The organism is Streptomyces sp. Z26, from assembly GCF_003665095.1.
GTDB classification, from domain to species: Bacteria; Actinomycetota; Actinomycetes; order Streptomycetales; family Streptomycetaceae; genus Streptomyces; species Streptomyces phytohabitans.
This window is the reverse complement of sequence record NZ_RCHV01000002.1, coordinates 3,747,270-3,760,239: the sequence shown is the minus strand read 5'-3', so window position 1 is coordinate 3,760,239 and position 12,970 is coordinate 3,747,270. Positions and strand designations below refer to the sequence as shown.

The 12,970-nt window shown below is 69.4% G+C and carries 4 protein-coding genes; 3 read left to right on the top strand and 1 reads right to left on the bottom strand.

Annotation, left to right across the window (positions count from 1 at the left end; translation table 11 throughout):
- Positions 1 to 20: 20 nt before the first annotated feature.
- The gene (locus D7M15_RS16865; RefSeq protein ID WP_127201768.1) at positions 21 to 9,632 is read right to left on the bottom strand and encodes a type I polyketide synthase; all 9,612 of its coding nucleotides are present in this window, start codon (positions 9,630 to 9,632) and stop codon (positions 21 to 23) included.
- Positions 9,633 to 10,161: 529 nt separating this feature from the next.
- On the opposite strand from D7M15_RS16865, the gene D7M15_RS16860 reads away from it, so the two are divergent.
- From D7M15_RS16860 to D7M15_RS16850, 3 genes are read left to right on the top strand one after another with little or no spacing between them, the layout of a single operon-like run.
- On the top strand, positions 10,162 to 12,171 hold the full coding sequence (locus D7M15_RS16860; RefSeq protein ID WP_121518277.1) for an ATP-binding protein: 2,010 nt from the start codon (positions 10,162 to 10,164) through the stop codon (positions 12,169 to 12,171).
- Positions 12,168 to 12,581: a roadblock/LC7 domain-containing protein gene (locus D7M15_RS16855; RefSeq protein ID WP_121518276.1), complete on the top strand. Its 414-nt coding sequence runs from the start codon at positions 12,168 to 12,170 to the stop codon at positions 12,579 to 12,581. Before D7M15_RS16860 ends, D7M15_RS16855 begins: the two co-directional genes overlap by 4 nt.
- Positions 12,578 to 12,952 (top strand): DUF742 domain-containing protein, encoded by a 375-nt coding sequence (locus D7M15_RS16850; protein ID WP_121518275.1) that lies wholly within the window; start codon positions 12,578 to 12,580, stop codon positions 12,950 to 12,952. The genes D7M15_RS16855 and D7M15_RS16850 overlap by 4 nt, the downstream gene beginning before the upstream one ends.
- The last annotated feature ends 18 nt before the right edge of the window (positions 12,953 to 12,970 follow it).

The following is a 12,970-nucleotide window of genomic DNA, read 5'->3' as shown; positions in this document are numbered from 1 at the left end:
GGATGTTCGGGCGGCGTCCGTCAGGACAAGCCAAGTTCCTTGTTCAACACCTCGAACAGCTCATCGTCTGACGCGGACCCCAGACCGCTGTCGGACTCGCTGTCCGTCTCCGCCCCACTCCGGGCGTCCCGCGCCCGGCGTGTTGCGGCTTCCAGTCGGGCGGTGACTTTGGCGTGGGCTTCGTCGTTGTCGACGCCGAGCTTCGCCAACGCTTCCTCGATCCGGCCCAGCTCCGCCAACAACGGTCCAGCCTGGTCGGCCTCACCAGGACGCAGCCCGTCCAACAACAACTCCGCGATCGCCACCGCGTTCGGATAGTCGTAGACCAACGTCGCCGGCAGCGACAGACCCGACTCGGCATTGAGCACATTCCGCAACTCAACCGCACCCAAAGAAGTCAGACCCAACTCACTCACCGGACGTTCCGCTGTCACCGCCTCAACACCGTCATGTCCCAGAGCCCGCGCGATATGACCACGCACGAGATCCGTCAACAACCGCATCCGCTCCGCATCATCCAAACCAGCGAGACGACCCTCCAACACGGCCCGACCGCTCAACTCGCGCCGACCCTGACCAACACGCACCAACCCACCGACCACCGCCGGCAACGTGCCCGCCTCCGCCTGCGCTCGCAACACCGCCACATCGAACCGCACCGGCAACGTCAACGCCGGACGACCCGGAAGCATCGCCGCGTCCAACAACGCCAAACCCTCATCCGGACCCAACGGCGGCATACCCGAACTACGAAGCCGCTGGAAATCGACCTCACTCAACCGGTCAGCCATACCACCGACCCGCTCCCACGGACCCCACCCCAGAGACAGACCCGGCAGACCCGCAGCCACCCGATGCACCGCGAGCGCGTCCAAGAACGCGTTCGACGCGGCGTAATTGCCCTGACCAGCACCACCAAGAGTCCCCGCGACGGACGAGAACAACACGAACGCACTCAGGTCCATGTCCCGGGTCAACTCGTGCAAATGCCAAGCCGCGTCCACCTTCGGCCGCATGACCTTGTCCAAACGCTCCGGCGTCAACTCGCCCAGCAGCGCGTCGTCCAGCACACCCGCCGAGTGCACGACGGCCGTCACCGGATACTCGGCCAACAGCCCGGCCAACGCGTCACGGTCAGCCACATCACAAGCGGCCACGTCGACCTTCGCGCCCGCCCCGGCCAACTCAGCGACGAGTTCAGCCGCACCGGGCGCATCCTCGCCACGACGACTGGTCAACACCAAATGCCGTACGCCGTGCGCGCGCACCAGATGGCGGGCGGCGAGAGCACCGAGACCACTCATACCACCGGTGACCAGCACCGTGCCGTCCGGATCCCACACCGGGGCCGCCGGGGCCGCCACCGGAACGCGGGCGAGGCGTGCGACGCGCAACTCCCCACCACGCACGGACATCTCCGGCTCGTCCAACCGCAATGCCTCGTCGGGGAGTTCGGCTCCGGGCTCCAGGTCGACCAGCACGAACCGCCCCGGGTGCTCACCCTCCGCCGAACGCACCAGACCCCACACAGCGGCGTGCCCGAGATCGCCGCCGTCGGTGGCACCGCGCGTGACAACGACCAACTGCGACGACGCGGACTCGGCCGAGGCCAGCCACTCCTGAAGGTCGGCCAACACCCGCGCGGCGACCCTACGGAAAGCCGCGGGCGACGCGTCCTCCGGCAACGGACACTCATACACCTCACGCGCACCCGCCACCCCGGAAGAGGCAGGAGCCGCGACCCAATCCAGGTGGTAAAGAGACTCACGCCCACCAGTACGGGCCCGCAACTCGACCCCGGTCAGCGCACGGGTCTCGACCGCCTCGGCCGACAGAACCGGGGCGCCGTCGGCACCGGTGGCGACGGCGACGCCGCGCCAGACGTGCGCGAGCAGCGGCTCGCCGTCGACGGGCGCCGCGCCAGCGGCCTCGGCGGCGGAGGCCAGCAGCGCCTGGTACGTGTCGGGGTCGCGCGGCCAGGCGAACTCGCCCGGCTCGGCGGTCAGTTCACCGCTGGCGTGCCGTACCCAGGCGTCGTCCGCAGCGGCACGCGCGTGCACACTGACAGCACCCTCACCACCAACAGTCACGCGCAGCGTCAGCACGTCGTCGGTGTCGGTGAGGACGAGCGGAGCGTGCAGTTCGAGCGACTCGACACGACCACGACCGGTCTCCTCAGCCGCGAACAGGGCCAGTTCCGCGAAGACCTGGCCGGGCACGACGGTGACCCCGTGGGCCTCGTGGTCAGCCAACCAGGGGTGGGTGGCGAGGGAGAGGCGGCCGGTGAGGACAGCGCCGCCGGTCTCGGGCAGGTCCACCAAAGCCGTCAGCAGAGGGTGCTCAACCGAATCAGCACCGACAACACCCTTGGGCTCCTCAACAACCCAATACCGCTGACGCTGAAACGCATACGTCGGAAGATCAACACGCCGAGCGCCGGTCCCGTCGAAGACAGCGTTCCAATCAACCCCCACACCCGCCGCCCACAAAGCACCGAGCCCGGCGAACAGGCTCTCGGTCTCCGGACGTTCACGGTGGAGGGTGGCTCCGGCGGTCACGCCGTCGACGGTCTGCTCGACCATGGTGGCCAGCACGCGGTCGGGGCCCAACTCCAGGTAGCGGGTGACGCCTTCGGCCTCCAGATGCCGTACGTCGTCCGCGAAACGCACCGCCTCACGCACGTGCCGGACCCAGAACTCCGCCGAACCCACGTCCTTCGTCAGACGGATCGTCGGCTCGTTGAACGTGACGCCCTCCGCGATCTTGCGGAAGTCCTCCAACATCGGGTCCATGAGCGGCGAGTGGAACGCGTGGGACACCTTCAAGCGGGTCTGCTTACGATCCGCGAACCGCTCCGCAACCGCCTCCACCGCCCTCTCCACACCCGAAACCACCACGGACGACGGCCCGTTGACGGCAGCGAGGTCGACCTCGTCACCCAGATGCGGGACGACCTCTTCCTCGGTGGCCTGGAGGGCGAGCATCGCGCCCCCCTCCGGCAACGCCTGCATCAACCGGCCACGCGCCGATATCAACCGACCCGCGTCTTCGAGGGAGAACACCCCGGCCACATGCGCGGCAGCCACCTCACCGATGGAATGACCCGCCAGGAAGTCCGCCTTCACACCCCACGACTGCACCAACCGGAACAGCGCCACCTCAAGCGCGAAGATCGCGGGCTGCGTGAACTCCGTACGCCCCAGCGCCTCCTCGTCACCCCACACCACCTCACGGACCTTCGGGTCCAACACCGCACACGCCTCATCGAACGCGGTCGCGAAGACGGGGAACGTCTCGTACAACTCCCGGCCCATACCCAGCCGTTGGCTGCCCTGACCGGTGAACAGGAACGCCGTCTTCCCCCCGGCGACCGACCCGGTCACCGTCTGCTCACCGACCCGCACCGCACGGAACTCCAACGCCGCACGCTCCGTCGCCGCCGAGAACGCCACGTCCAACGCGGCCCCCTCCACCGCACCGAACCGCTCCAACTGCGCGTCCAAAGCCTCACGCGACTTCGCCGACACGACCAGCGGCACGGCGGGCAACTCCCGCCGCTCCACCGACACTTCGGCCGGAGTGTCAGGCGCCTGCTCAATGATCACGTGCGCGTTCGTGCCGGAGATGCCGAACGACGAGACACCCGCACGACGCGGACGCCCCTCCACAGCAGGCCAGTCACGCGACTCCGTCAACAGCCGCACGCCACCCGAAGACCAGTCCACATGCGGAGAAGGCTCGTCCACGTGCAGGGTCTTCGGCAGAGTGGCGTGGCGCATCGCCTCGACCACCTTGATGATGCCCGCGACACCCGCCGCCGCCTGCGTGTGCCCGATGTTCGACTTGATCGAACCCAGCCACAACGGCTCGCCCTCCGGGCGTCCCTGCCCGTACGTCGCGAGCAACGCCTGCGCCTCGATCGGGTCACCCAACGTCGTCCCCGTACCATGCGCCTCAACCGCATCCACATCAGACGCCGACAACCCCGCGTTCGCCAACGCCTGCCGAATCACCCGACGCTGCGAAGGCCCATTAGGAGCCGTGATGCCGTTGGAAGCGCCGTCCTGGTTGACCGCGCTTCCCCGTACCACCGCCAACACCGGATGCCCGTTCCGCCGCGCGTCCGACAACCGCTCCAACACCAACATGCCGACACCCTCGCCCCAGCCGGTGCCGTCAGCGGCCGCCGCGAAGGACTTGCAACGGCCGTCCAAGGACAAGCCCCGTTGGCGGCTGAACTCCACGAACGTGATCGGGGTCGACATCACGTTGACGCCGCCCGCCAGCGCGAGCGAGCACTCGCCCGCGCGCAACGACTGAGCCGCCAGATCCACCGTGACCAGCGACGACGAACACGCCGTGTCCACCGTCAACGCCGGCCCCTCCAAACCCAGGCAGTACGACACCCGCCCCGAAACGAGAGCCCCCTGCACCGACGTACCCGGATAGTCGTGGTAGACGAGACCGGCGTACACACCCGTGGCGCTGCCCTTCAACGCCGTCGGATCGATCCCGGCCCGCTCCAACGCCTCCCACGACGTCTCCAGCAACAACCGCTGCTGCGGATCCATATGCAGGGACTCGTGAGGGCTGATACCGAAGAAACCGGCGTCGAACTCACCCGCGCCGTGCAGGAATCCGCCTTCGTTGACGTAGCTGGTGTTCTCCCGAGCCGAATCCGGGTCGTACACCCGCTCCAAGTCCCACCCGCGATCCTCCGGAAAACCAGAGACGGCGTCCCGACCCCCGGCCACCAAACCCCACAGATCCTCGGGCGACCCGACACCACCAGGAAAACGACACGCCATCCCAACAACCGCGATCGGCTCCTGATCCGAGCGTGTTGCGGCTTCCAGTCGGGCGGTGACTTTGGCGTGGGCTTCGTCGTTGTCGACGCCGAGCTTCGCCAACGCTTCCTCGATCCGGCCCAGCTCCGCCAACAACGGTCCAGCCTGGTCGGCCTCACCAGGACGCAGCCCGTCCAACAACAACTCCGCGATCGCCACCGCGTTCGGATAGTCGTAGACCAACGTCGCCGGCAGCGACAGACCCGACTCGGCATTGAGCACATTCCGCAACTCAACCGCACCCAAAGAAGTCAGACCCAACTCACTCACCGGACGTTCCGCTGTCACCGCCTCAACACCGTCATGTCCCAGAGCCCGCGCGATATGACCACGCACGAGATCCGTCAACAACCGCATCCGCTCCGCATCATCCAAACCAGCGAGACGACCCTCCAACACGGCCCGACCGCTCAACTCACGCCGACCCTGACCAACACGCACCAACCCACCGACCACCGCCGGCAACGTGCCCGCCTCCGCCTGCGCCCGCAACACCGCCACATCGAACCGCACCGGCAACGTCAACGCCGGACGACCCGGAAGCATCGCCGCGTCCAACAACGCCAAACCCTCATCCGGACCCAACGGCGGCATACCCGAACTACGAAGCCGCTGGAAATCGACCTCACTCAACCGGTCAGCCATACCACCGACCCGCTCCCACGGACCCCACCCCAGAGACAGACCCGGCAGACCCACAGCCACCCGATGCACCGCGAGCGCGTCCAAGAACGCGTTCGACGCCGCGTAATTGCCCTGACCAGCACCACCAAGAGTCCCCGCGACGGACGAGAACAACACGAACGCACTCAGGTCCATGTCCCGGGTCAACTCGTGCAAATACCAAGCCGCGTCCACCTTCGGCCGCATGACCTTGTCCAAACGCTCCGGCGTCAACTCACCCAGCAACGCGTCATCCAACACACCCGCCGAATGCACCACAGCCGTCACCGGATACTCGGCCAACAGCCCGGCCAACGCGTCACGGTCAGCCACATCACAAGCGGCCACATCGACCTTCGCGCCCGCCCCGGCCAACTCAGCGACGAGTTCGCCCGCACCGGGCGCATCCTCGCCACGACGACTGGTCAACACCAAATGCCGCACACCATGCGCGCGCACCAGATGGCGGGCGGCGAGAGCACCGAGACCACTCATACCACCGGTGACCAGCACCGTGCCGTCCGGATCCCACACCGGGGCCGCCGGGGCCGCCACCGGAACGCGGGCGAGGCGTGCGACGCGCAACTCCCCACCACGCACGGACATCTCCGGCTCGTCCAACCGCAATGCCTCGTCCGGGAGTTCGGCTCCGGGCTCCAGGTCGACCAGCACGAACCGCCCCGGGTGCTCACCCTCCGCCGAACGCACCAGACCCCACACAGCCGCATGCCCGAGATCGCCGCCGTCGGTGGCACCGCGCGTGACAACAACCAACTGCGACGACGCGGACTTCTCGGAGGCCAGCCACTCCTGAAGGTCGGCCAACACCCGCGCGGCGACCCTACGGAAAGCCGCGGGCGACGCGTCCTCCGGCAACGGACACTCATACACCTCACGCGCACCCGCCACCCCGGAAGAGGCAGGAGCCGCGACCCAATCCAGGTGGTAAAGAGACTCACGCCCACCAGTACGGGCCCGCAACTCGACCCCGGTCAGCGCACGGGCCTCGACCACCTCGGCCGACAGAACCGGGCCACCATCCGCGCCGGCGGCCGCGGCGACACCACGCCAGACATGCGCGAACAGCGGCTCACCATCGCCAGACACCGCCGCGTCGGCCACCTCCGCCGCGGAGGCCAGCAGCACCTGATACGTGTCACTGTCACGCGGCCAGACGAACTCACCCGGCCCGGCCGTCAGTTCACCACTGGCATGCTTCGTCCAAACGTCGTCCGCGGCCGCACGCGCGTGCACACTGACAGCACCCTCACCACCAACAGTCACACGAAGCGTCAACACATCATCGGTGTCGGTGAGAACCAACGGAGCGTGCAGTTCCAGCGACTCGACACGACCACGACCGGTCTCCTCAGCCGCGAACAGAGCCAGTTCCGCGAAGACCTGGCCGGGCACGACCGTGACCCCATGAGCCTCATGGCCGACCAACCAGGAATGGGTGGCAAGGGACAGACGCCCGGTGAACACCACACCACCGGTCTCAGGCAGATCCACCAAAGCCGTCAGCAGAGGGTGCTCAACCGAATCAGCACCGACAACACCCTTGGGCTCCTCAACAACCCAATACCGCTGACGCTGAAACGCATACGTCGGAAGATCAACACGCCGAGCGCCGCGGCCGTCGAAGACGGCATTCCAGTCGACCCCCACACCCGCCGCCCACAAAGCACCAAGACCCGCGAACAAGCTCTCCGTCTCCGGACGCTCACGACGCAGCACCGCACCCGCCGTCACGTCGTCGGCGGTCTGCCGGACCATGGCGGCCAGGACAGCATCCGGACCCAACTCCAGATAACGCGTCACACCCTCGGACTCCAGGAGCCGCACGTCATCCGCGAAACGCACCGCCTCACGCACGTGCCGCACCCAGAACTCCGCCGAACCCACATCCTTCGTCAAACGGATCATCGGCTCGTTGAAGGCGACCGTCTCCGCGACCTTCCGGAAGTCCTCCAACATCGGGTCCATCAACGGCGAATGGAACGCGTGGGAGACCTTCAACCGCGTCTGCTTACGGTCCGCGAACCGCTCCGCGACCGCCTCCACGGCCTTCTCCACACCCGAAACCACCACGGACGACGGCCCGTTGACGGCAGCCAACCCCACCTCGTCACCCAGGTGCGGGAGAACTTCCTCCTCCGTGGCCTGGAGGGCGAGCATCGCGCCACCCTCCGGGAGCGCCTGCATCAACCGGCCACGCGCCGATATCAACCGACCCGCGTCCTCAAGCGAGAACACCCCCGCGACATGCGCGGCGGCCACCTCGCCGATGGAGTGACCCGCCAGGAAGTCCGGCCGTACGCCCCAGGATTCGACCAGCCGGAACAGCGCCACCTCAAGCGCGAAGATCGCGGGCTGCGTGAACTCCGTACGCCCCAGCGCCTCCTCATCACCCCACACGACCTCACGGACCTTCGGGTCCAACACCCCACACGCCTCGTCGAACGCGGCAGCGAACACCGGGAACGTCTCGTACAACTCCCGGCCCATACCCAACCGCTGACTCCCCTGCCCCGTGAACAGGAACGCCGCCTTGCCCCCGGCAACCTGCCCGGTCACCGTCCGCTCCCCCACCCGCACCGCACGGAACTCCAACGCCGCACGCCCCGTCGCCGCCGAGAACGCCACGTCGAGGGCTTCCTCCTCGACAGCCGCGAGCCCTTCGAGCTGCGCGTCGAGAGCCGTCGCCGTGCCCGCCGAGGCGACCAGCGGCACAGCGGGCAACTCCCGCCGCTCCACCGGCACTTCGGCCGGAGCGTCAGGCGCCTCCTCCACGATCACGTGGGCGTTCGTGCCGCTCATGCCGAACGACGAGACACCCGCACGACGCGGACGCCCCTCCACGACGGGCCACTCACGCGACTCCGTCAACAGCTCAACGCCACCCGAAGACCAGTCCACATGCGGAGAAGGCTCGTCCACGTGCAGCGTCCTCGGCAGGGTGCCGTGGCGCATCGCCTCGACCACCTTGATGATCCCCGCGACACCCGCCGCCGCCTGCGTGTGCCCGATGTTCGACTTGATCGAACCCAGCCACAACGGCTCGCCCCCCGCACGGTCCTTGCCGTACGTCGCGAGCAACGCCTGCGCCTCGATCGGGTCACCCAACGTCGTCCCCGTACCATGCGCCTCAACCGCATCCACATCAGACGCCGACAGACCCGCGTTCGCCAACGCCTGCCGAATCACCCGACGCTGCGAAGGCCCATTAGGAGCCGTCAACCCGTTGGAAGCGCCGTCCTGATTGACCGCACTCCCCCGCACCACCGCCACCACCGGATGCCCGTTCCGCCGCGCGTCCGACAACCGCTCCAACACCAACATGCCGACGCCTTCCGAGCAGCCGACACCGTCGGCCGCCTCGCCGAACGCCTTGCAACGGCCGTCCGCGGCTTGGCCGCGCTGCTCACTGAAGTACACGAACATGTCGGGTGTGGACATCACCGTCACGCCGCCCGCCAGCGCGAGCGAGCACTCCCCCGCGCGCAACGACTGAGCCGCCATGTGCAGCGTGACCAGCGACGACGAACACGCCGTGTCCACCGTCAACGACGGCCCCTCCAAACCCAGGGTGTACGAGACCCGGCCGGAGACGACGCTGCCGCCGCTACTGTGCTTCGGATAGTCGTGGTACATGACGCCAGCGAAGACGCCGGTCGCACTGCCCTTCAACGCCGTCGGGTCGATCCCGGCGCGCTCCAACGCCTCCCACGACGTCTCCAGCAACAACCGCTGCTGCGGGTCGGTCTCGGCTGCCTCGCGCGGGCTGATACCGAAGAAACCGGCGTCGAAGTCGGCAGCGCTGTACAGAAACCCACCCTGGCGGGTCACGGACTTGCCGGACCTTCCGGGCTCAGGGTCGTACAGGCCGTCTACATCCCACCCCCGGTCCTCCGGGAAACCAGAGATGGCATCCGCGCCCTCGTCGACCAAGCGCCACAGGTCCTCGGGCGCCCCGACACCACCAGGAAAACGACACGCCATGGAGACGATCGCGATCGGCTCCTGATCCCGGCGTTCCAACTCGGTCACTCGCCGACGGGCGGCGCGTAGGTCCGTGGTCGCACGCCTCAGGTAGTCAAGAACCTTCTCCTGATCGTCCACCAAAGCCACCCCGGATCGAGAAGGCGTCGACCCTTGACGACGCGCGCTTGTCCGGAACGCTACGTAGCGCGAAAAAGCAGCCCCAACCCCTACCCGCCCCTAACGTGCTCAGGGCTCCGACCTCGCCCGTTCCGGCGGTCTGTGATCTCTGCATCGCCTCTCGGGGACGCACCGCAGGTCTCGGCACAGGTGATGATCGTCACGAACATGTTGCCTTACAAGGCTCCGGAACGCGAGGGTGCACCCCCGTTTCCACCGCCCCTCCCGCCTTCTCAGCGCCGGTTGCCACACGCCTCTCGCACCGGGCCTCAAGGCCAGGAGGTACGTCTCCTGGTCGCACTCCGGAAAATGGCAGGAAGTTGCTGGTGACGCCCTGAGCACGGAAAACCTCCGGACTCAACCACACTTGACAGGCCAACACCAGTGGTTGACCCCTAAATAACGGCCAACTCGCCTATATTGGTGCGGCATTGATCGGCCACAGAGCATTTCCCGTCCGGACCTGACCTGTCCACAAGGACCGTGAAAAATGACGCCCGACATATCCCCATCGAGCCGCGCGCCCGGACCCCCCGGGCCGCTCGGTCTCGGCAAGCAAGGTGTCGGCACGGGGGTCGGCACCGCCCTCGCCCTCCTCGGCGCGGTGCTGGTGACCGGTCCCGCCTGCCTGCTCGCGGTGTACCTCGCCCCGCACTCCGCGCGCCCCGAGACCGCCTGGGGCAGCGGCGCAGCCGCCGTCGCGCTCTGCGCGGCCGTCACCACCGCCGCGTACCACCTGCTGACCGCCCGCACGCTGCGGCGCGCCCTCGCCGCACAGCACGCGGCGGCCGAGGCCGTACAGACCGACACCGCGCTCTTCGCGGATGTGACCGTCCCCGCCCTCGTCGAACGGCTGCGCGCCGGCGACTCCGCCGAGACCGCGCTCGCCACCGTGCCCATGGCGGGCGACACCGCGCAGCGGCGCGTCCTCACCACCCTCGCCGGTGAGGTTGCCCGCAGCGAGGCGATGCGCGCCGCGGCCCTCTCCGCGTGCGCGAACGCCGCGGGCCGCGTCCAGGCCCTCACCACCAGCATGGCCGCCGACCTGCGGGAGATGGAGCACCGGCACAGCGACGAGGAGGTCCTCGGCGACCTGCTGCACCTCGACCACCGTACGGCGCAGGCCGGGCGGCTCGCGGACTCCATCGCCGTGCTCACCGGGGCCCGTTCGGGGCGGCGCTGGGCCAAGCCGATCGTCATGGAGAGCGTCCTGCGCGGCGCGATGGGCCGCATCAGCGGCTACCAGCGCATCCGGCTGCACTCCACCAGCACGGCCGCCGTCGCGGGCCACGCGGCGGAGGGCGTGATGCACGCGCTGGCCGAACTCATGGACAACGCCGCTAACTTCTCCCCGCCCACGGCCGAGGTGCACGTGTACGTCGAGGACGTCTCGGCGGGCATCGTCGTCATGGTCGAGGACGGCGGGCTGGCGATGAGCGACATGGCGCTCCGCCGGGCCGAGGAGGCGGTGGCGCCCGTCAACTGGGAGCTGAGCGCCCGTTCCGGCACCCGCCTCGGGCTGCCCGTCGTGGGGCGGCTCGCGCGGAAGCACGGGCTCGCGGTGTCGTTCCGGCCGTCCGCGCACGGCGGCACCGGCGTGCTGCTGCGCATCCCGCCCGAAGTGATCACGCGTACGGGCGGGCGCGGCGCGGGGGCGCGCTCCCGTGCGAACGCCACCGGTGCGGACGCGAACACCACCGCGAGCGCGAAGGGCGCCGCCGTGGGGGCCACAGCCAAGGCCGCCGACGCCCGTACGGGTACGGGTACGGCGCGCGCCACCGGTCCCGCGTCGGACGGCCACGCGCCGGACGAGGCCACCGGGCCGCGGGTGGACACCGACACCGTGCCCGTACGGCTCGACGCCGCCCTGCGCGCCGCCGCCAACGCCACGAGCATCCAGGCGGCCCGCCGGGCCGCCGAACGCGCCGCGGACGCCGACGCGGACACCGACGACGCGCTGGAGGTGCCCGTCGGCCCGCGTACGGCCGACGAACCGGCGCCCGAGCACGGCAACGCCGCCCCGGACCCCGACGCCACCGGAAGCGAAGCCACCGCACCCGACGCGACGGGCGGGGCGGACGGCGCCGACGGCGCTCCCCCACCCGCGTCGGGCGGGCCCGCCGCGCCGGACGTGCGGTACGGCGAGAGCGGCCTGCCCAAGCGGCAGCGCGGCCGCACCCTGGCCTCCTCCCGGCGGCCGGTCGGCGCCGCACCGCCCGGCCGCACACCCGGCGAGCCGCGTACGGCCGACGCCCGCGCGCCCCACGAGGGCCGCGAGGAGCCGGGGCGCGAGGCCCGCGCCTCCCGTACGCCGGAGGAGTCCGGCTCCCGCTTCGGCGCCTTCCGCCGGGCCGTCCGCGAGGGCGCCCGGCCCGACGACACCGCCGCCCCGCGCGACAGCGACGGCGACGGTGACGGCCCCGACGGCGCCGCGCACCCCTCCCCCGCCCCCTCGTCCCCCGCCCGCTCCACTCCGCGCCCGGAGGAAGAAACCGAATGATCACCGACAGCAAGCTCGACTGGCTGCTGGAGAACCTGCTGGAGAAGACCCCGGGCACCCGGCACGCCCTCGTGCTGTCCCGCGACGGGCTGAAGCTCTGCCGTACGCCCGAACTCACCGAGGACCAGGCCGACCAACTGGCCGCCATCGCCGCGGGCATCCAGAGCCTGTCGCACGGCGCCTCGTTCGAGTTCGGGGACGGCACCGGGGGCGTACGCCAGGCGATGACCGAGTTCTACGGCGGCATCCTGTTCGTCGTCGAGGCGGGCGAGGGCGCGCACCTCGCCGTCATCGCGCACGAGGACTCCGACGTCGGCGTCGTCGGCCACAACATGAACGAACTGGTCGAGCAGCTCAGCGACTACCTCAGCTCACCACCGCGCCGCTTCGACGGGAGCACGCCCACATGAGCCGTCCCCGACCCGGCCGTTCGGTACGCGACGAGGACCCCGACCGGCTGTACACCGTCACGGGCGGTCGCAGCCGTTCCGACGCCAGCCGGTTCGACCTGGTGACCCTCGTCGTCAGCGAGTGCGACCCCGTGGTCGGCATGCAGTCCGAGCACGCGATGATCCTGCGCATCTGCCGCTCCCCCACGGCCGTGGTGGAGCTGGCCTCGGATCTGCGCCTGCCCGTCAGCATCGTCCGCATCCTGCTGGGCGACCTGCTGGACGCGGGCCGGATCACGGCACGCCATCCGCAGACGAGGGCGCCCGGAGCGGGCGCCCTCCCCGACCCCCACGTCCTGAAGCAGGTGCTCGTTGGACTCCGCAACCTCTGACCGTTCGGCCGCCGCCCC

Coding starts and splice junctions, on each gene's coding strand:
- D7M15_RS16860 (WP_121518277.1), top strand. CDS start 10,162: ATGACGCCCGACATATCCCCATCGAGCCGCGCGCCCGGACCCCCCGGG.
- D7M15_RS16855 (WP_121518276.1), top strand. CDS start 12,168: ATGATCACCGACAGCAAGCTCGACTGGCTGCTGGAGAACCTGCTGGAG.
- D7M15_RS16850 (WP_121518275.1), top strand. CDS start 12,578: ATGAGCCGTCCCCGACCCGGCCGTTCGGTACGCGACGAGGACCCCGAC.